We start from the raw sequence: 21392 nt of genomic DNA, 5'->3' as shown, positions 1-21392 counted from the left end.
ATTCGGAATAGAATATGTATGATTTAATTATAAAAAATGCCAAACAAATTGATGAATCAGTAACAGATATTGCTATTCATCATGGAAAGATCGTTGCGATTGCTAGTTCTATTATAGACCAATCTGAGCGTGTCTTAGATCTACAAAATAAGCACTATGTCAGTGCTGGATGGATTGATTCACACACCCATTGTTTTGCTCGTTCACCTATTTATCATGATGATCCTGATTTGATAGGCGTTAAAGCTGGTGTCACCGCTGTTGTTGATGCTGGTAGCATTGGAGCTGTCGATGCAGATGAGTTTTATCAATTAGCTCAGCAAGCAAGTACACATGTTTACTCTTTTTTAAATATTTCTAAAATTGGGTTATTAAGGCAAAGTGAACTCGCCGATATACAAGATATTGATGTGCCCTTATTTGATGAGGCATTAGCTAAGTATCCCGATTTTATTATTGGGATCAAAGTGCGAATGAGCCGTAGTGTAGTAGGTAAAAATGGCATTTTCCCCTTAGTTAAAGCTAAAGAAATGCAAAAAAAAAGTGGTTTACCTTTAATGATCCATGTTGGTAATAATCCTCCAGAACTTGATGAAATTGCTGATTTGTTAACAAAAGGTGACATTATTACACATTGTTTTAATGGTAAACCAAATCAAATCTTTGATAAACAAAATAAACTGCGTGGTTCAATTAAACGAGCAATTGAACGTGGTGTGATATTGGATGTCGGTCATGGTGGTGAAAGTTTTAGTTTTTCAGTAGCAGAACGTGCTAAATGCTTAGATATTTATCCTAATACTATTAGCTCTGATATTTATTCTAAAAATCGTTTACAGGGACCAGTTTTTAGCTTGGCTAATGTGATGACAAAGTTTATCTGTCTTGGTTATAGTCGAAAAAGAATCATTGATAGTGTGACGAAAAATGTGGCACAAGTTTTGCAGCTTAAAAATAAAGGTGTTTTATCGGTTGGTTATGATGCAGATTTGACTATTTTTGATATTAGACAGCAAACAGTTTCATTATTAGATTCAGAAGGTGAAGTTAGACAAAGTGATGAGCAATTTGTTCCTCTAGCCTCTATTGTTGCTGATGAGAAAAACCATTTGATACGAATTGAAATAACAGAAGAAGGTAGTAAAAATGAGCTCAGAATCTCAAACTGAAAAAGATGTTTACAGTAAATATAACCTAAAAAAGGTAATTAATGCATCAGGACGAATGACAATTTTAGGTGTTTCAACGCCAAGGCCTGAAGTGGTCGATACTGTATCTCATGGGCTAAATGAATATTTCGAAATTAAAGATTTGGTTGATAAAACCGGTCAATATATTGCTAAATTGCTTAATGTTGAAAATGCGGTGGTAGTATCATGTGCTTCTGCTGGTATTGCCCAAGCTGTTGCTGGATTAATTATCAAAGATGATCGCGATTTATTATTTAATTTGCATTCATCTGACAAATATGTCCCCCGTGAAATCATTGTTCCTAAAGGTCATAATGTTAATTTTGGTGCACCAATTGGCACAATGGTTTCTTTAGGTGGTGGGGTTATTGTTGAAGCTGGTTATGCCAACGAGTGTAAGCCTGAACATATTGAATCACTAATTAATCCAGATACTGTCGCAATTTTATATATTAAGTCACATCATTGTGTCCAAAAAAGCATGTTGTCGGTTGCACAAACTGTAGCAATTGCAAAAAAACATAATATCTCATTGATTGTTGATGCAGCGGCGGAAGAAGATTTACAAACTTATTATCAGCAAGGCGCAGATTTGGTCGTTTATAGTGGTGCTAAAGCAATTGAAGGGCCAACTAGTGGTTTGGTTATTGGTCGTCATCAGGCGGTGGAATGGTTAAAACTACAATCACAAGGTATTGGCCGACCAATGAAAGTAGGAAAAGAAGGTATTTTAGGATTAACAAAAGCTATTGAACTTTATATTACTGATAAAAAGACTGAAACAGGACAGCAAATGGTGACTAAAATGACACCATTTATTGAAAGCCTAAATACACTTGATGGAGTATCTGCCAGAGTCGTTTGGGATGGTGCAGGACGTGATATTGCGCGTGCAGAAATAACGTTTGATGCAAGTGTAATAGGTAAATCTGCAATTGAGATAGTTGACCTGATGAAAAAAGGCGAAATTGCAGTGTATTTCAGAGAATATAAAGCCAATGAAGGTAAAGTTGATGCCGATGTGCGTAGTGTAACATCAGCCCAACTCGATATTATTTACAACAAAATCAAAAATATTATTCAAGGAGCAAAATAATGCAACTGACTCCAAATTATTATAACGATCGTGTTTGTTTAAATGTTTTAGCAAATTCAATCGATAATGCAAAAGAGATTTATGAAGCGGCACAAAATCATGTAGTTGTTGGTATCTTATCTAAAAACTATTCAGATAATGATTCGGCGATTGCGGATATGCAAAAATACGCAGCAGCTATCGATAATGCCATTTCTGTGGGGCTTGGTGCAGGTGATCCAAATCAGTCAATTATGGTGTCTGAAATTTCAGCGGTACTTCAACCACAGCATATTAACCAAGTTTTCACTGGTGTTGCAACTAGCAGAGCATTATTAGGGCAAAAACAAACTGTTATTAATGGTTTAGTTTCGCCGACAGGTAAAGTTGGTTTAGTTAATATTGCAACTGGACCTTTAAGCTCAAATTCCCCAGCAGGAGTTATTCCAGTGGAAACGGCTATCGCTTTATTGAAAGATATGGGCGGCAGTTCAATAAAATATTTTCCCATGGGTGGACTAAAACATAAAGATGAATTTGAGTATGTGGCTAAGTGTTGCGCTGAGTACGATTTCTATCTTGAACCGACAGGTGGAATTGATCTAGATAATTATGAAGCAATTTTAAAAATTGCCTTAGATGCAGGTGTAAAAAAAATTATTCCACACATCTATAGTTCTATTATTGATAAAGCGACAGGAGCAACGCGAACCAATGATGTCAAACAACTTTTAGCTATCACACAAAAACTAGTAGGATAAATGATGTCATCTAAAGTGCTTTTCTCTTATCAGCGATTAGCGTATTTATTTGATACTATAAAAAAGGAGACACTACCTCAGCAAGAGTTAGCTAATCGCTTTTCAGTATCTACTCGCACAATTCGTACTGATATTTCAGCACTTAACGATGTTCTACGTAGTTATGGTGCTCAGGTTGATTATACTAAAAATGTAGGATATCAACTTGTAGTAACCGATCCTGTCAGTTATGCTCAATTGCCTATCACTCAAGCAATTGAGCAAGTTCCAAGAACTAGTAAAGAAAGGATTTCGGCTTTATTGATTGCTTTTTTAACACAGTCTAATTCTGTGAAATTGGATGACATCGCTGATGAGTGGTTTTTAAGTCGCAGTACTTTACAAAATGATGTTATCGAGGTTAAACAATATTTAGATAAGTACAATTTATCTCTTGAAAATCGCCCTTATTATGGGATGTACTTAGTTGGCGAGGAGTCATCAATTCGAGCGTGTTTAACTGATATATTGTGGCAACGTCATATGGCAGAAGATACTATAAACGTAAACAGACTTCGTCAGACAATATTAAATGATATTGATTTAGATTATCTTGAAAAGATTTTACAAAACCAACTTGAAAGTTTTGAACTAAAGTTAAATGCTGAAGGACTGGGATATTTGCTTTACAGTTGCGCAGTATCTATCACTCGTATTACTCAAGGTTATGAGTTGCTTGAATATCAAGTTGATCAAATTAATACAACAGTTATTAGTGCTGCACGTGAAATTTCAGAAGAGTTTTCATATTTTTTAGGCAGTGTACTTTGTGATGCGGAATTTAATTACCTGTGTGTACAAATTATTTCTCGGACAATAACAGAATCCCCAAATCAAGCAAAAAGTTTGGCGTTAGTTGAGCATATATTATCTTATATTAATGATACATATCACTATAATTTATGGGATGATACTAAATTACGCCAAGATATGCTGATTCATACGTCATCAATGTTATCTAGGATAAAATATCAAATTAGAACAACCAATCCTCTATTGCATGAAATTAAACAATATTACCCATTTGCTTATGATATTACGCTTTCTGCATTAACTAATACAGAAAAGTATACAGAATTTAAAATGACAGAGGATGAAATCAGTTATTTAGCCATACATATTGGTGTAGCATTGGAGCGAAATTATAGTGCAGGGCATGAAAGATTTGCACAAATTCTATTAGTTAGTGAGCTCAGTAACTCAACTTTGCGTATGGTTGAATCAAAAATTAAAAGAGATTTTCCGCATATCCAAATTAATCGTACACTTTCCTATCGAGAGTATGAGCAATTAACACAGATAGAAGAGGATTTTGTTGTATCAACTGTTCGTTTAACTGAAAAAGACAAACAAATTGTCAAAATAGCACCATTTCCGACAGCTTATCAGCTTGAACAATTAGGGCGATTGGCAATGGTTGATCGAAAAATGCCTTATATTATTGAACGTTTTTTTGATGAAAAGTTTTTTATTATTATTGATAAACCATTGACACAAAAAGAGATTTTTAAAAGTATTTGTGTAAGGCTTGAACAATCAGGATATGTTGGTAGTGATTTTTATCCATCAGTTGTTGAGCGTGAAAAAATAGTCTCTACATTATTAGGTGAAAATATTGCTATTCCTCATTCAGTTGGATTGTTGGCAAGAAAAACTGTAGTTACGACTATTTTAGCACCACAAGGTATTGTTTGGGATAAAAATGAAGTTGCACATGTTATTTTTTTATTAGCAATTAGCAAAGATGAATATGAAGATGCTATGCGAATATATAATTTGTTTGTAAACTTTGTCAAAGAAAAGTCTACCAAACGTTTATTAGATAGCAGAACTTTTGATGATTTTCGAGCGATTATGAAAGATAGTTTGTGCCGATTATCATAATAAATGAAAAGACCAAAATAACTACTTTTATACTGAAATATGGGTGTTTCCTGAAAGAACTTTACAAGAAAAAAATTATCATTAACAAAATGAATATTAAAGTAATAATCAACAACTAAAACAAATTATATTGTGTGATCCCATTGACGAAACCTTGATTTAAAGGTAATATGCGCGCCTTATGGCATTGTGTAGTTTTTAACTACACCAAAAAATTTTTTTAAGGTAGTATGCATATCTTATGCAAAATAAATTACCATTTACTATTGACCCGATTAAATCGGCACAAAAACGACTTGATTATATTGGATATTATCCACTTCAAGCGGTAAATAGGGTTGATAGCCCAAAAAGTGATATTGAATGTAGTTTGTCTTTTTATTATGATGAACAAAAACTCTGCATTATCAATATTGATGCAAAATTAACGTTAGAACAAACTTGTCAACGTTGTTTTAAACCTTTTGTCACTGAAGTTCATGTGACGAATAAATTTAGTCCTGTTAAGAGCGATGCTCAAGCAGAGACGCTACCGGAACATTATGAACCCGTTTTGATGAACGAGTTTGGTGAAGTAGATATATTAGCGTTACTTGAGGACGAAATTATTCTCTCGTTACCAATTGCGCCGGTACATGATAGTAAACACTGCGAAGTGTCAGAGGCAGATATGGTATTTGGTGAAATTCCTACTGAGAATGAAAAAACAAATCCATTTGCAATTTTAGTTAGTTTAAAGAATAAGGGGTAAATCCATGGCTGTTCAACAGAATCGTAAAACTCGTGCAAAACGTGGTATGCGTCGTTCTCATGATGCATTAACTGTTGCTAATATCTCAGTTGATGAATCAGGTAAAACACATTTGCGTCATCACATAACCGCTGATGGTTATTATCGTGGTCGTAAAGTGATTTCTAAATAATTATTTAGTAATTAGAAATCCTCAGGTGACATTTTGGATAATCTAACCATTGCGTTAGATGCTATGAGCGGGGACTTCGGTCCTCGTATTGTTGTTCCTGCTGCAATACAAGCACTAAATAATTATCCAACTCTTTCAATTTTTCTGGTAGGGTGTCTAACAGAAATCAATCTTTTTTTGCCTAAAGAAAAAGCAAAGTTAATTACTCAATACCAACAAGAAGGTCGATTAATGTTGATAGAATCGACATCAGTAATAGCTAATGATATGAAACCTTCTTATGCAATTCGTCATAGTCAAGGATCTTCTATGAGAATTGCGCTTGAACTAGTTAAAGATAATAAAGCTCAAGCATGTGTAAGTGCTGGTAATACTGGTGCGTTAATGGGGCTGTCAAAACTACTTTTGCATTCATTGACGGGTATAGATCGTCCTGCACTCGTTGCTATAGTTCCAGCATTAAACAATCAAAATACAGTAGTATTGGATTTAGGAGCTAATGCTGAATGTGATAGTGATATGTTAGTTCAGTTTGCGATAATGGGTGAAATTTTAGCTAAAACAGTGCTTAATATTGAATATCCTCGTGTTGCATTACTTAATATTGGTGAAGAAGACATTAAAGGTTTGGATAAAATTCGTGCGGCTTCTGCTATTTTGAAATCAAATAACAAAATTAATTATATCGGTTATTTAGAAGGTAACGAACTTTTAACGGGTAAAACCGATGTACTTGTTTGTGATGGTTTTGTGGGTAATGTAACGTTAAAAACAGTAGAAGGTTTAATAAAAATTTTTATGTCTTCTTTTAAATTATCGTTAGGTCATCATTCACTATTATTGAAATTATTGAGTAAATGGCTACAAAGGAAAATTGCAAAAAATTTTGGTTATTTAGATCCCGGACGATATAATGGTGCTTGCTTGCTTGGACTTCGAAGTATTGTGATTAAAAGTCACGGTAGTGCCAATCAAAAATCATTTTATGCAGCAATAGAACAAGCTATTTTGGCTATACAAACAAATATACCTGAGAAGATTGCAACGAGCCTTTCTTCCGCACTACCCAAGAGCGAATAATTAGATGTATACAAAGATATTAGGAACTGGGAGTTATCTTCCAAAACAGATAAGAACTAATGCAGATCTTGAAAAAATGGTTGATACCAGTGATGAATGGATCACAACGCGTACTGGTATTAAAGAAAGACGTATCGCAGCGCCAGATGAAACTGTAACAAGTATGGCTTATGAAGCTGCTATAAATGCAATTGAAATGGCCAATATCGATAAAGAAGAAATCGGTATGATTATTGTTGCAACAGCAACTTCGGTCAATGCATTTCCAAGTTCAGCAACAGAATTACAAGCTAAATTAGGTATTGGTGATGTCGTTGCTTTTGACGTGTCAGCTGCTTGTTCTGGGTTTATTTATGCGCTTGATATTGCTGACAAATATGTTAAAAGTGGTGCAATTAAAAATGCTTTAGTTGTTGGTTCTGACATGTTAACCCGTGGTGTTGATCCAAATGATCGAGGCACCATTATCATTTTTGGGGATGGTGCAGGAGCGGTTGTTGTCGGCGCATCAGAAGAACCAGGTATTATTGCTTCGCATCTTCATGCTGATGGTCGTTATGGTGATCTATTAAAATATCCATATGTTGATCGCCGTAATATGAATGATCCTGTTTATATGACAATGCATGGCAATGAAGTGTTTAAAGTGGCAGTTAAAGAACTGTCAAATTTGGTTGACGAGCTTTTAACTGAGAACACGCTCAATAAAGCAGATTTAGATTGGTTAGTTCCGCATCAAGCTAATTTAAGAATTATTTCTGCAACCGCAAAACGCCTAGATATGGATATGAATAAAGTTATTGTCACATTAGATAAACAGGGCAACACTTCGGCTGCTTCTGTGCCTTGTGCTTTAGATACTGGTGTAAGAGATGGACGAATTCAAAGAGGTCACCTAATTTTATTAGAAGCCTTTGGTGGAGGATTTGTTTGGGGATCTGCACTAGTTAGATTTTAGTTTATGAAGTATTTTTTATGATCAAGGATTAAAGAATGACCAAATTTGCAATGGTATTTCCAGGACAAGGCTCTCAAGCTGTCGGTATGTTAAAAGATCTTGCTGATAATTTTCCGATTGTCAAATCAACTTTTGATGAAGCTTCTGAAGTGTTAGGTTATGATTTGTGGGATTTAGTACAAAAAGGTCCTGTTGAAGAACTAAATAAAACATGGCAAACACAACCAGCGCTACTTGCTTCATCTGTTGCAATATTTAGAGTGTGGCAAAGTGTTAATGGTACTCAACCTGATTTTATGGCTGGTCATAGTTTAGGTGAATATTCTGCTTTAGTTTGTGCAGGCGTGATTGAGTTTAAAGATGCGATTAAATTAGTCGAATTACGCGGAAAATTAATGCAAGAAGCCGTGCCAAGCGGCACAGGTGCAATGTATGCTATTATTGGATTAGATAACGAATCAATTAGCAAAGCATGTGAGCAAGCGGCTCAAGGGCAGATTGTTGCGCCAGTGAATTTTAATTCGCCTGGTCAAGTAGTTATTGCTGGTAATAAAGAAGCTGTTGAACGTGCAGGCTCACTATGTAAAGATGCGGGTGCTAAGCGTGCATTACCGCTTGCTGTTAGCGTGCCATCACATTGTGCATTAATGAAGCCAGCAGCTGACAAATTAGCGACTACATTAAACGATATTGAATTTAACACACCAAAGTTTGCTGTTATTAATAATGTCGATGTTAAAGTTGAAACATCTGCAGAAAAAATCAAAACTGCATTAATTGCTCAGCTTTATAGCCCTGTACGTTGGACTGAAACTGTTGAATATATGGCAAAACAAGATGTAAAAATTTTAGTTGAAATGGGTCCTGGGAAAGTATTAACGGGATTAACTAAACGTATTGTTGATACACTTTCTGGTCTTGTGGTTAATGATAAAGTATCATTAGAAACGGCATTAGAAAACACAAAGTAAAATGGTAAAAGAGGTGGTTATGAACCTATCAGGAAAAATTGCTTTAGTTACGGGAGCAAGTCGTGGAATTGGTAAAGCAATTGCAGAAAAGTTAGTTGCTTGTGGCGCAACTGTTATTGGTACGGCAACAACAGAAAAAGGTGCTGAAGCTATTAGCCATTACTTAGGATCAAATGGTAAAGGTCTTGCTTTAAATGTGACAGATGAAACATCAATTGAGTCGGTTATTAGTGCAATTAAGACTGAATTTGGTGATATTGATATTTTGGTTAATAACGCAGGTATTACTCGTGATAATTTATTAATGCGAATGAAAGAAGACGAATGGCAAGATATTTTGAATACAAATCTAACATCTGTTTTTCGCTTATCTAAAGCATTATTGCGCACAATGATGAAAAAACGTTATGGCAGAATTGTGACTATTGGTTCAGTAGTAGGTACAGTGGGAAATGCAGGTCAAGCTAATTATGCAGCAGCTAAAGCTGGATTAATTGGATTTAGTAAATCATTAGCACGTGAAGTTGCGTCAAGAGGCATTACGGTTAATGTTGTTGCGCCAGGTTTTATTGCTACCGATATGACTGATGCCCTGACTGATGAACAAAAAGCACTGACTCTATCTCAAGTTCCTGCTGGTCGTTTAGGTGAACCCGCAGAAATTGCTAATGCTGTAGCATTTTTGGTTTCAGATGAGGCATCTTACATTACAGGCGAAACTTTACATGTCAATGGTGGCATGTATATGGTGTAATTGGCCAGAATAGTGTAAAATGAGCCAATATTTTGATGTTTTGAGTAAAAACTAAGCAATTGGGTTGAAAAATGATTGGCATCTTTTTCAACATTTTATAAACTTACATTCACCGCCACTTTCGGCGATTTTTATAGGAAAAAAAAGAGTATGAGCACTATTGAAGAGCGAGTTAAGAAAATTATTGTTGAGCAACTTGGTGTAAAAGAAGAAGAAGTTAAAAATGAATCTTCTTTCATTGAAGATCTTGGCGCTGACTCTCTTGATACAGTTGAATTAGTTATGGCTTTAGAAGAAGAATTTGATACTGAAATTCCTGATGAAGAAGCTGAAAAAATTACAACTGTTCAATCAGCAATAGATTATATCACTGCAAATCAATAATAAGGTTAGTAGAGTTTTTATGATAGGCGGTCAAATGATCGCCTAGTTTGTATTTGTGTTTTTAATTTATAAATAAAAATTAGTTTGAGCACAAATTATGATAAAGCTCTAAATTACAATTTCATTGATTCAAATTTCATTCCAATCCTTTCCTGGAGGACAATGTGTCTAAACGCAGAGTTGTTGTTACTGGAATGGGCATGATATCTCCTGTAGGTAATACAGTTGAATCCACTTGGCAGGCTTTATTAGCTGGGCAAAGTGGTGTTGAACTCATAGAACATTTTGATACAGCCCCTTTCGCAACGCGCTTCGCAGCAATGGTTAAAAACTTTAATGGCGAAGATTATAATATTTCACGCAAAGATGCACGTAAAATGGATTATTTTATCCAATATGGCATTGCTGCAGGTATGCAGGCAATGCAAGATGCAGGCATTGAGATTACCGAAGAAAACGCAGAACGAATTGGTTGTGCTATAGGTTCTGGCATTGGTGGACTTGGCTTAATAGAAGAAAACCACAGTGCATTAATCAATGGTGGGCCTCGTAAAATCAGTCCATTTTTTGTGCCATCAACAATTGTTAATATGATTGCTGGTCACTTATCTATTATTTATGGATTAAAAGGGCCAAGTATTACTATTGCAACAGCATGTTCTTCTGGTGTGCATAATATTGGGCACGCTGCACGCATGATTGCTTATGGTGATGCTGATGCGATGTTAGCTGGTGGCGGCGAGAAAGCGAGTACTCCATTGGGTATCGGTGGTTTTGGTGCAGCTCGTGCTTTATCAACTAACAACGACAATCCTAAAGCAGCAAGCCGACCTTGGGATAAAGATCGTGATGGTTTTGTGTTGGGTGATGGTGCAGGAATCATGTTCTTAGAAGAATATGAACACGCCAAAAAACGTGGAGCTAAGATTTACGCTGAACTAGTTGGGTTTGGTATGAGTGGTGATGCTTATCATATGACTTCGCCTCCAGCCGATGGTAGTGGTGCTGCCTTAGCAATGAAATGTGCGCTGCGCGATGCAGGTATTACTCCAGAACAAGTTGGTTATATTAATGCTCATGGTACATCGACCCCTGCTGGTGATAAAGCTGAAACTCAAGCGGTAAAAAGTATTTTTAAAGAAAATGCTAGTAAAGTAATGGTAAGTTCAACCAAATCTATGATAGGGCATTTATTAGGTGCTGCTGGTGCGGTTGAATCAATTTTTACTGTCCTAGCATTGCGTGATCAAGCTGTTCCGCCGACAATTAATCTTAATAACCCTGATGAAGGGTGTGATCTTGATTATGTCCCTCATACAGCGCGTCAGGTTAAAAATTTAGAATATGCACTTTGTAACTCATTTGGTTTCGGTGGAACTAATGGTTCGGTGTTATTTAAGAAAATCTAATTTTTCGTTATCCGTCGATAATATCTTATCGGCGGAATATCTTTAATATAGCCGTTTTTGTTTATCAATATTATAACAGAACTTGCCTTTTCTTCTTTTTTTCAATTAGAGTTTGTAATTAAAGAGAATAAGAATATTTCTAGTGCTTGTGTTATAATCTGACTTAATTTTTTAAGCATAATCGTTTTTGGTAATTATGGCGGAACCTAAATTTATTCATCTTCATTTGCATAGTGATTTCTCAATGGTTGATGGAATTGCTAAAGTTGGCACATTAGTAAATGAAGTGAGCAAGTTACAGATGCCAGCTTTTGCAATCACCGATTTTACTAATCTTTGTGGACTGGTTAAGTTTTACAGTTCAGCAATGTCAAAAGGCATTAAACCAATTATTGGTGCAGATTTAGCCATTAAAAGCCCACAATTACCCGATGAGACTTATCGGATAACGTTATTAGCGGCAACTAATGAAGGATATCAAAATCTCACGTTATTAATTTCTCAAGCTTATCAGCGAGGTTATATTGGTGATATACCAGTTGTTGATTTGGAATGGTTGGTTATGTATCGCGCAGGGTTAATTTTATTAGCTGGGCGAGAAAGTGATATTGGTATCGGTATTGTTCGTAATAATCAAATAATGATTGATAATGCAATTAATTTTTATCTTGAAAATTTTAATGAGCATTTTTATTTTGAATTAGTACGCACTAAACGTGCTAATGAAGAGTTATTCATTCATGGTGCTATAAAGCTGGCTGAACAATATTTATTACCTGTTGTTGCAACTAATGACGTTCGGTTTTTAAAGTCTTCTGATTTTGAAGCTCACGAGATTCGAGTTGCGATTCATGATGGGAATACTCTTGACGACCCTTCCCGACCTAAAAATCATTCAGCCGAACAATATTTGCGTTCTGAGCAGGAAATGTGTCAGTTATTTTCTGATATTCCTGAGGCACTTGAAAACAGTGTTGAAATAGCAAAACGCTGTAATGTATCTATTCGGCTAGGTGAGTATTTCTTACCTAAATTTCCGACTGGGGATATGACTACTGAAGACTTTTTAGTTTATAAGTCGCGTCAAGGGTTAGAAGAAAGGTTAGAGTTTTTATTTCCAGATCCTGAAATTAGAAAACAAAGAAGGCCAGAATATGATGAGCGTTTAGAAACGGAATTAACTGTTATTAATCAAATGGGCTTTCCAGGTTACTTTCTAATTGTAATGGAGTTTATTCAATGGTCAAAAGATAATGATATTCCTGTCGGACCAGGGCGTGGTTCAGGGGCTGGTTCTCTCGTTGCATATGCATTAAAAATTACCGATTTAGATCCATTAGCATTTGATCTACTTTTTGAACGTTTTTTAAATCCTGAACGTGTTTCAATGCCCGATTTTGACGTCGATTTTTGTATGGAGAAACGCGATCTGGTTATCGAGCATGTTGCTGATATGTATGGAAGAGATGCTGTATCTCAAATTATTACTTTCGGAACTATGGCTGCCAAAGCGGTAATTCGCGATGTTGGTAGAGTCCTTGGGCATCCTTATGGATTTGTTGATCGTATTGCGAAATTAATACCATTAGATCCTGGAATGACTTTAGCTAAAGCTTTTGAAGTTGAGCCTCAACTTCAGGAGTTATACGATAATAATGAAGAAATTAAATCATTAATTGATATAGCACGTCAATTAGAAGGCGTAACTAGAAATGCAGGTAAGCATGCTGGGGGGGTTGTCATTTCCCCAACTAAGATTACAGATTTTTCGCCAATTTATTGCGATCCAGAAGGAAATCACCCAGTAACCCAGTTTGATAAAAATGATGTTGAATATGCAGGTCTTGTTAAATTTGACTTTTTAGGACTAAGAACATTAACCATTATTGATTGGGCAATCAAAATGATTAATGAACGTCAGTTAAGAGATGGTAATAAACCAGTCGATATTACTCGAATTCCTCTTGATGATCAGCCGTCATTTGATTTGTTATTGAAAGCTGAAACAACAGCTGTGTTCCAGCTTGAATCTCGAGGTATGAAAGACTTAATAAGGCGATTAAAACCTGACTGTTTTGAGGATATGATCGCTTTAGTTGCTTTATTTAGACCAGGTCCGTTACAATCAGGCATGGTAGACAACTTTATTGACCGTAAACATGGCAGAGAAGAAGTATCCTATCCTGATATAAAATATCAACATGAATCATTAAAACCTATCTTAGAACCAACATACGGTATTATTTTGTACCAAGAACAAGTTATGCAAATTGCTCAGACTTTGTCCGGTTATACCTTAGGTGGTGCGGATTTATTACGTCGAGCTATGGGGAAGAAAAAACCTGAGGAAATGGCAAAGCAACGCTCTGTCTTTAAAGAAGGTGCCGAAAAGCAAGGTATCGATGGTGAGCTTTCCATGCGCATTTTTGATTTAGTGGAAAAATTTGCCGGTTATGGTTTTAATAAATCCCATTCAGCAGCTTATGCGCTTGTTTCTTATCAAACATTATGGTTAAAAACTCACTATCCAGCAGAATTTATGGCTGCAGTTATGACTGCAGATATGGATAATACTGATAAAATTGTCGGTTTAGTTGATGAATGCTTACGGATGGGATTAAAGGTTAACCCTCCAGATATTAATAGTGGCCTTTATCACTTTCATGTGAATGATAAAGGTGAGATTGTTTACGGGATTGGAGCTATAAAGGGTGTCGGTGAAGGGCCTATTGAGGCAATTGTTGAAGCACGTAATAGTGGTGGATATTTTAAAAATATATTCGAACTTTGTGCTCGAACAGATATGAAAAAGATCAACCGCCGTGTACTTGAAAAACTTACTATGGCAGGGGCATTTGATAAATTAGGCCCTCACAGAGCAGCTATTTTGCATAGTATTAATGATGCAATGCAGGCAGCGGATCAATATGCAAAAGCTCAAGATATTGGTCAAGAAGATATGTTTGGAGTCTTAGCGGAAGAACCTGAACAAGTTGAGCATGCTTATGCTGCGGTACCTGAATTACCCGATCAAGTTTTGCTTGATGGCGAGCGTGAAGCTTTAGGGCTTTATTTAACAGGGCATCCTGTAACGCAATATTTAAAAGAATTAAATCGTTATACTGGTGGATTGCGAATTAGTGAAGCATCTCCGACAGGCTGGGGAAAAACGGTCACTTTTGCTGGTATTGTTACTGATGCTAGGACCAGAATTACTAAAAAAGGTAAAAAAATTGGCTTGTTTACTTTGGATGATCGTTCAGGCCGTATTGATGGTATGCTTTTTGCAGAATCTTTGGAAAATTTTGGACATTTACTCGTAAAAGATAAGATCTTAATTGTTACAGGCCAAGTTAGTAATGATGATTTTAATGGTGGTTTTAAAATGTCAGTGCGGGATATTGTTGATCTAAAAGATGCCCGTGCTAAATATGTAAAAGGGCTGTCCATTACATTAACTGAAAGCGAAGCAAATCAAGCGATATTGCAGCGTTTACAACAACTTTTAGAACCTTATCGTCATGGTAGTGTGCCTGTCAACTTATATTATCACCGAGATGATTCGGTTGTTAGAATTCAATTCGGCACGACATGGAGAGTTATTCCAGAGGACTCTCTGATTGTTGAATTAAAGACACTTATTGGCATTGATCGTATTGAATTTGAGTTTGAATAAGAAAATAAACTTATTAATAGTATTCTGATTGATTAATTGAATTTATTAAATAAATGATGTTACTTTAATTATATGTAAGTGGTATAACATTTGGAATAGTTGAAGTCTAATAATATAAATTTAAGTGACTTTAATGAGTATTACATAGTAGAATTGGCTTAATTTTATTTTAAGAATTAGCCAGTATACTGTATTAGATGTGTATTTTATTAAAATACCAAATAAATTAAGAGGCAATTACAAGCGTTATGAACAATTTTTTGGAATTTGAAAAGCCGATAGCGGAATTAGAAGCAAAAATTAATTCCTTAAAGAATATTGATTCGCAACAAGTTGAATTAGATATTAATTTAGATAAAGAGATTAAGCAATTACATAAAAAAAGCCGTGAATTAACAAAAAAAATATTTGCTAATTTAACTCCTTGGGAAATTGCGCAACTAGCAAGACATCCAAATCGTCCTTATACATTGGATTATCTGAAAGAAATTTTTACTGATTTTGATGAATTAGCTGGTGATAGGGCTTATGCTGACGACAAAGCAATTGTTGGTGGAATAGCTCGTATTGATGGAAGATCTGTGGTGGTTATTGGGCATCAAAAAGGTCGAGAAACAAAACAGAAAATTTACCGAAATTTTGGTATGCCTGCTCCAGAAGGGTATCGAAAAGCTTTACGATTAATGCAATTAGCGGAGCGTTTTAAATTACCAATTATTACTTTTATTGACACTCCAGGCGCTTATCCTGGTATTGGTGCTGAAGAAAGGGGGCAAGCAGAAGCTATTGCTCGTAATTTAAGAGAAATGTCACGTCTTAAAGTACCTACTATTTGTACAGTAATTGGAGAGGGAGGCTCTGGGGGCGCTCTTGCTATTGGGGTTGCCGATAAAGTTAATATGCTTCAATATAGTACTTACTCTGTTATATCGCCAGAAGGTTGTGCTTCGATTTTATGGAAAAGTGCTGATAAAGCACCAGTTGCAGCTGAAGCTATGAATATGACTGCAGATAAATTACTAAAATTGAATCTTATTGATTCGATTATACCTGAGCCACTGGGCGGTGCCCACCGTGATTATGCTGTTGTATCTAATTCACTCAAAACACAGTTACTTAGTGATCTTGATGAACTTGAAAGTATGGATTTATCTGTATTACTAGAAAGAAGATATCAACGCTTGATGAACTATGGCTACGTAAGGTAATTTGGAATATTGTAATGAAAAAATCGACAGGTTTACTACGTATCCTTAAGGCAGCAAAATATTCTTTAAAAGGTTTGAAATCAGCTATCAAACATGAAGCCGCATTTCGCCAAGAGTTAATTCTATTAATTGTGGCTTATATTATTGTAATGCTAGTCGATTTTTCTATTTATGAACGTATTTTATTACTTGGTTCAATTGGAGTTGTGATGATTACTGAGTTAATAAATAGTGCAATAGAGTGTGTAGTTGATCGGATTGGTTCTGAAAGGCATGATTTATCTGGCCGAGCAAAGGATTATGGCTCGGCTGCTGTATTTTTGTCGTTATTATTGACTATTATCTTGTGGATTTATCTATTTTCTTGTCACTTTTCATCATAATCTTTTATTTAAACGTAGGTTTTCCGGAAAGTTTTGACAATAGTTTAATTACCCAAAATCTATTCGGTAACTAGTTCTCTAATGATGAAATTTCCTGTTTGTTCAACGTCTAAAGTTGTTTTTAGCCATGGTAAAATTGTACGCATTTGTTCGTGTAATTTCCATGGAGGATTAATTACTATCATTCCTGATGCTGTCATGCCTTTTTGGTTATTATCAGGCTTTATTGCCAGCTCAAATTGTGAAATTCGTTTTATGCCTAAATTAATAATATTATCAATCATTTTTTGAGTTTGTGTACGAGATACCACAGGATACCAAATTAAGTAAACACCTGTTGCAAAACGTTTATATGCTTCAAATAATGCTGCAGGGATTTTTTTATAATCGTCTTTAATTTCATAAGAAGGATCAATCAATATTATTCCACGACGAGATAGTGGAGGTAACTTTGATTTTAATTGGGAAAATCCATCTTCACGTAAAACTTTTGTTCGTTTATCTTTACTAAATTCTTGTTTTAATAAAGGGTAATCAGTTGGGTGTAACTCTGTAAGGTTGAGCTTGTCTTGTTCACGTAATAATTGCTTCGCAATTAATGGTGAACCAGGATAATATTTTATTTCCTCAAAAGGATTATAGCGTCTTAGTACCGATATATATGTATTAAGCAATTCAGGAATATTAGATTGTTGCCATAGTAAATTAATTCCTGATAAATATTCACCAGTTTTTTCTGCATGCTCACTTCTTAATAGATATCGTCCAGCCCCCGAGTGTGTATCTAAATATAAAAAAGGTTTTTCTTTTTCTTTTAATGATTCAATACATAACGTTAAAACAATATGTTTTAATACATCTGCATGATTTCCCGCATGATAACTGTGGCGGTAGCTTAGCATAGGGAATCTACTCTATTTTGTTCATTTTTTTGCATATAAAAGGTTATTAAGGATAAACAAAGAAGACAAGGAATTTCCATTAATTCTTCAATGAGATCTTTTCGCTCTTTTGTGATAACTAGAAATTCATGTCCAATACGGCGATGTTCTGCAATATCAGCTATACCTAAGAATAAAAAAGCAAAGAATATATGCCAAAATGGTATTTTTTCGTATTTGTAGCGACGAGCAATTTCTCGGCGAATGGTGGGTAAAAATATACTTAGTATTGGGATCGCTATTAATATACTAGCAATGATTTTATAATAGAAACGTGGTACCTCAGGGAAAAAGTCTCTTCCCCAACTAATTCCTCGACCAAAAAGCATAAACCACCAGAAAATTGTCCAAATCCAAAATCTATAAAGCTCAGAATGTTCAGATACTTGTTTTGCATAATAATAGGTATAACAGCACATAAATAATAAGAAGAGTGATTGAATATGTTCAATCACTACAACCGTCATTCCATTGTATAAAGGTATAAACCAATTTCCCGTAATATAAAGGATAATGCCAAGAGTGATAATTAATAACGAACTTTTGTAAAAATGAAAATCTAACTTACACATGCAATATCTCAGTATTAAATAGCACTTTTAAGTTTGAGTATAGTACCGCATTTACGACATAAATAGCTAGTTTTATTATTTTGAATTTTGTTGTGTCTTATCGGAGTTAAGTGATGTTGTTGACAACTACAGTAGTATAAGTAAGTATTGCGTTGAATGGAAAAACGATGAGTTGTTGCAGGGATTTCTTCTAATATTTCTGACATAATATATTGCCATTCTTTACCATGTGGTTTTACTTTACCAAACTCTTTAAAGACAATGAGATGAGCTAATTCGTGAGGCACAACTTCCTCAATAAATTGACTGCCATTATCTAGCAACATAATCGAATTAAGTTGAATTTCCCAACGTGTTAAAAAGGCACTACCAGCAATACTTCCTTTGGGTTTATAAATGATCTTAGGCTCTTTATATTGGGAATGTAGACGTTGATTGGCTTGCATTAAGTGAGTTCTTAAACAATCCATAGTTTGATTATGTAAATAAATTGGTATGTGCTTATAATCCTGCTGCATCACGTAGTAGTACCGCTTTATCAGTTTTTTCCCAAGGAAATATATCTCGACCAAAATGACCGTAACTTGCAGTTTTTTGATAGATCGGTTGAATTAGATCAAGCATTTGAATCAATCCATAAGGTCTTAAATCAAAGAATTCTTTAATAAGCGATACAATTTTATCGTGATGGATTTTTTCTGTGCCGAAAGTGTTGACATAGATTGATGTAGGATTGGCAATACCAATTGCATAAGATATTTGTAATTCACATCTGTCTGCAAGTCCTGCAGCAACAATATTTTTTGCAACATAGCGTGCGGCATAAGCTGCTGAGCGGTCAACTTTTGAAGGATCTTTTCCAGAAAAGGCCCCTCCACCATGATGAGCAGCTCCACCATACGTATCGACAATGATTTTGCGTCCAGTTAGTCCACAGTCTCCCATAGGGCCACCAATAACAAAACGTCCAGTTGGATTAATAAAGTATTTTGTTCTAGATGTTAACCACTTGGCTGGTAATATTGGCTTAATAATTTCTTCCATGACGGCTTCATGTAATGCTTTTTGCTCAATACCTTCAGAATGCTGAGTTGATAAAACGATTGTATCAACTCCTTTTATCTGACCGTCTTGGTAAATTAATGTGACTTGGCTTTTTGCATCAGGTCTTAACCAAGGAAGTGTACCATTTTTTCTAACTTCTGCTTGGCGGCGCATTAAGTCATGAGCATAGCTTATAGCAGCAGGCATTAAATTTGGCATTTCATTAGTAGCATAACCAAACATAATACCTTGGTCACCAGCACCTTGATCTAGAGGGTTGTTTTTATCAACTCCTTGATTGATATCAGGAGATTGTTTGCCAATGGCATTGAGCACCGCACATGAATTTGCATCAAATCCCATTTCTGAACTGGTATATCCAATGTCATTAATTGTTTTTCGAGTTAATTCTTCAATGTCTACCCAAGCTGAAGTAGTGATTTCACCACCAACTAAGGCCATACCTGTTTTTACATATGTTTCGCAAGCAACACGCGCTTTTGGATCTTGTTTTAAAATTGCATCAAGTACAGCATCAGATATCTGATCGGCAATTTTATCTGGATGACCTTCTGAAACAGATTCTGAAGTAAATAGAAATTCTGACATAAAATACCTTCTTAATTTAATTCCTGCATAATGCTTAAAATATAATATTTAGCCTTAGTATATATATACATTTATTTTAGCAGTTTTACCGTCTAGACGTCTAGTCCATAATTTATAGAACTAAATACAGCATTAACTTGGGTAAAATACTTGCATTAATTTTTAATCAATTTACGATATGGTGCGTTTCTAATTTATTATTTAATGTCTTATAGCTAAAATGAATATCGTAAAACAATCGCCTTCAGTGTTAATATTTGATTCAGGTATTGGTGGTTTATCTGTTTATAATGAAATTTACAATAAACTACCTAATGCACACTATATCTATGTATTCGATAATGAGATGTTCCCTTATGGTGATAAATCATCAGAGTTTTTAATTAATAGAGTGAACTCTGTCATTGAGGCCGTTACTAAATTTTATCCAATTGATTTAGCAGTTATTGCTTGTAATACAGCTAGTACTATTTGTTTACCTAGTTTGCGCGCTAAATTTTCTTTCCCTATTATTGGTGTTGTACCAGCGATTAAACCAGCTAGCTTACTTACTAAAAATAAATGTATAGGATTATTAGCAACAAAGGCAACAGTTGAAAGAACTTATATAACCGATTTAATACAGCAATTTGCTTCGCATTGTACTGTTAAAATGTTAGGTTTATCGGAATTAGCACTTATAGCCGAAAATAAATTACAAGGCATTAATGTAGATATGAAACAGTTAAAAGAACTAATGCAACCTTGGCTTGGGTTACAAACAATCCCTGATACAATAATACTAGGTTGTACGCATTATCCTTTTATTAAGACAGAATTACAGACGCTTTTTCCTCAGGCGAGCCTAATAGATTCAGGTTATGCGATTGCGACAAGAGTCTGTAATTTACTAAATGATAAATATAATCTGGATCAAATAATTTCTTCTGCGTCCGAAAATATTGTATTAAGCACAGTTTATACTCAGCCTGTAGAAAATTTGATTAAAAAATTATCTGATTACAATCTTAATAAATATCAAAACATTAAAGTTCAGTAAGATTAAAACTTGCGCGACCAGATGGCTATTTTATCTTTTTTGCTTGCTAAAAAAAAAGAAGCCCCTATAATGCGCATCCACTGACACGCAGTCAGCGACAAGCAGACGGAAAGTTAGTGATTAAGTGAGATCAAAAATTTTAAAAAAGATCTTGACGAATAAAAAAGGTTAGCGTAGTATATGCAACCCTTGAGACAGCGAAGTAAAACAACGAAATGTTGGGTTAAATAGAAGCTGTCAGCTCTTTAAAAAGAAGAAACAGACAATCTGTGTGGGCACTTGCGAGACGAAAGATTAAAGTCTACGGACTAAAAAAATTAAGTCTTGATAAGTGACACTGAAGATTCATTTGAATATGTCAGAGACAGTTATCGAGCATCAAACTTTAAATTGAAGAGTTTGATCATGGCTCAGATTGAACGCTGGCGGCAGGCTTAACACATGCAAGTCGAACGGTAACATGAGTGCTTGCACTTGATGACGAGTGGCGGA

The 21392-nt window shown here is 35.1% G+C and carries 20 protein-coding genes and 1 rRNA gene; 17 read left to right on the top strand and 4 right to left on the bottom strand.

Annotation, left to right across the window (positions count from 1 at the left end):
- Positions 1 to 14 precede the first annotated feature (14 nt).
- The 15 genes from A9G35_RS03505 (at position 15) to A9G35_RS03435 (ending at position 16695) form a co-directional block, all read left to right on the top strand.
- Entirely contained in the window at positions 15 to 1169 is a 1155-nt protein-coding gene (locus A9G35_RS03505; RefSeq protein ID WP_065635694.1) for an amidohydrolase/deacetylase family metallohydrolase, read from the top strand.
- Positions 1147 to 2286: a DgaE family pyridoxal phosphate-dependent ammonia lyase gene (locus A9G35_RS03500; protein WP_065635693.1), complete on the top strand. Its 1140-nt coding sequence runs from the start codon at positions 1147 to 1149 to the stop codon at positions 2284 to 2286. Before A9G35_RS03505 ends, A9G35_RS03500 begins: the two co-directional genes overlap by 23 nt.
- Complete coding sequence (gene dagF, locus A9G35_RS03495; RefSeq protein ID WP_034910444.1) at positions 2286 to 3026, top strand: 2-dehydro-3-deoxy-phosphogluconate aldolase; 741 nt, start codon at positions 2286 to 2288, stop codon at positions 3024 to 3026. The genes A9G35_RS03500 and dagF overlap by 1 nt, the downstream gene beginning before the upstream one ends.
- Complete coding sequence (locus tag A9G35_RS03490) at positions 3027 to 4949, top strand: BglG family transcription antiterminator (protein ID WP_141673757.1); 1923 nt, start codon at positions 3027 to 3029, stop codon at positions 4947 to 4949.
- Between the two features lie 241 nt (positions 4950 to 5190).
- The gene (gene yceD, locus A9G35_RS03485; RefSeq protein ID WP_065561382.1) at positions 5191 to 5700 is read left to right on the top strand and encodes a 23S rRNA accumulation protein YceD; all 510 of its coding nucleotides are present in this window, start codon (positions 5191 to 5193) and stop codon (positions 5698 to 5700) included.
- A 4-nt stretch (positions 5701 to 5704) separates the two neighbouring features.
- On the top strand, positions 5705 to 5872 hold the full coding sequence (gene rpmF, locus A9G35_RS03480; protein WP_065635691.1) for a 50S ribosomal protein L32: 168 nt from the start codon (positions 5705 to 5707) through the stop codon (positions 5870 to 5872).
- Between the two features lie 33 nt (positions 5873 to 5905).
- Positions 5906 to 6952: a phosphate acyltransferase PlsX gene (gene plsX / locus A9G35_RS03475; protein ID WP_081298000.1), complete on the top strand. Its 1047-nt coding sequence runs from the start codon at positions 5906 to 5908 to the stop codon at positions 6950 to 6952.
- 4 nt (positions 6953 to 6956) lie between these two features.
- On the top strand, positions 6957 to 7910 hold the full coding sequence (locus A9G35_RS03470) for a beta-ketoacyl-ACP synthase III (protein ID WP_065635690.1): 954 nt from the start codon (positions 6957 to 6959) through the stop codon (positions 7908 to 7910).
- A gap of 35 nt (positions 7911 to 7945) precedes the next feature.
- Entirely contained in the window at positions 7946 to 8881 is a 936-nt protein-coding gene (fabD, locus tag A9G35_RS03465) for an ACP S-malonyltransferase (RefSeq protein ID WP_065635689.1), read from the top strand.
- Between the two features lie 19 nt (positions 8882 to 8900).
- Positions 8901 to 9635: a 3-oxoacyl-ACP reductase FabG gene (gene fabG / locus A9G35_RS03460; RefSeq protein WP_065635688.1), complete on the top strand. Its 735-nt coding sequence runs from the start codon at positions 8901 to 8903 to the stop codon at positions 9633 to 9635.
- A 150-nt stretch (positions 9636 to 9785) separates the two neighbouring features.
- The gene (gene acpP / locus A9G35_RS03455) at positions 9786 to 10019 is read left to right on the top strand and encodes an acyl carrier protein (protein ID WP_034910452.1); all 234 of its coding nucleotides are present in this window, start codon (positions 9786 to 9788) and stop codon (positions 10017 to 10019) included.
- A 164-nt stretch (positions 10020 to 10183) separates the two neighbouring features.
- Positions 10184 to 11428, top strand: coding sequence for a beta-ketoacyl-ACP synthase II (gene fabF, locus A9G35_RS03450; protein ID WP_065635687.1), 1245 nt, complete (start codon positions 10184 to 10186; stop codon positions 11426 to 11428).
- A 196-nt stretch (positions 11429 to 11624) separates the two neighbouring features.
- Positions 11625 to 15104 (top strand): DNA polymerase III subunit alpha, encoded by a 3480-nt coding sequence (gene dnaE, locus A9G35_RS03445; protein WP_065635686.1) that lies wholly within the window; start codon positions 11625 to 11627, stop codon positions 15102 to 15104.
- A gap of 248 nt (positions 15105 to 15352) precedes the next feature.
- A complete protein-coding gene (gene accA, locus A9G35_RS03440) occupies positions 15353 to 16312 on the top strand; it encodes an acetyl-CoA carboxylase carboxyl transferase subunit alpha (protein ID WP_034910462.1) in 960 nt (319 codons plus the stop codon).
- Between the two features lie 14 nt (positions 16313 to 16326).
- Positions 16327 to 16695, top strand: coding sequence for a diacylglycerol kinase (locus A9G35_RS03435; RefSeq protein WP_065561389.1), 369 nt, complete (start codon positions 16327 to 16329; stop codon positions 16693 to 16695).
- Between the two features lie 59 nt (positions 16696 to 16754).
- On the opposite strand, the gene A9G35_RS03430 is transcribed toward A9G35_RS03435, so the two are convergent.
- From A9G35_RS03430 to metK, 4 genes are read right to left on the bottom strand one after another with little or no spacing between them, the layout of a single operon-like run.
- Positions 16755 to 17597, bottom strand: a complete 843-nt coding sequence (locus A9G35_RS03430; RefSeq protein WP_065635685.1) for a 23S rRNA (adenine(2030)-N(6))-methyltransferase RlmJ — start codon at positions 17595 to 17597, stop codon at positions 16755 to 16757.
- Positions 17591 to 18208, bottom strand: a complete 618-nt coding sequence (locus A9G35_RS03425) for a hypothetical protein (RefSeq protein WP_065635684.1) — start codon at positions 18206 to 18208, stop codon at positions 17591 to 17593. The genes A9G35_RS03430 and A9G35_RS03425 overlap by 7 nt, the downstream gene beginning before the upstream one ends.
- A 14-nt stretch (positions 18209 to 18222) precedes the next feature.
- Positions 18223 to 18726 carry a SprT family zinc-dependent metalloprotease gene (locus A9G35_RS03420; protein WP_065635683.1) on the bottom strand — a complete coding sequence of 168 codons (504 nt, stop codon included), beginning with the start codon at positions 18724 to 18726 and terminating at the stop codon, positions 18223 to 18225.
- Positions 18710 to 19861 carry a methionine adenosyltransferase gene (metK, locus tag A9G35_RS03415; RefSeq protein WP_065635682.1) on the bottom strand — a complete coding sequence of 384 codons (1152 nt, stop codon included), beginning with the start codon at positions 19859 to 19861 and terminating at the stop codon, positions 18710 to 18712. The genes A9G35_RS03420 and metK overlap by 17 nt, the downstream gene beginning before the upstream one ends.
- Positions 19862 to 20081: 220 nt before the next feature.
- On the opposite strand from metK, the gene murI reads away from it, so the two are divergent.
- Entirely contained in the window at positions 20082 to 20900 is an 819-nt protein-coding gene (murI, locus tag A9G35_RS03410) for a glutamate racemase (protein WP_065635681.1), read from the top strand.
- Between the two features lie 387 nt (positions 20901 to 21287).
- Positions 21288 to 21392 (top strand): 16S ribosomal RNA (locus tag A9G35_RS03405); the annotation flags it as partial.

This window comes from Gilliamella sp. Choc5-1 (assembly GCF_001690595.1).
Taxonomy (GTDB): domain Bacteria; phylum Pseudomonadota; class Gammaproteobacteria; order Enterobacterales; family Orbaceae; genus Gilliamella; species Gilliamella apicola_M.
This window is presented reverse-complemented; position numbering and strand designations above follow the sequence as displayed.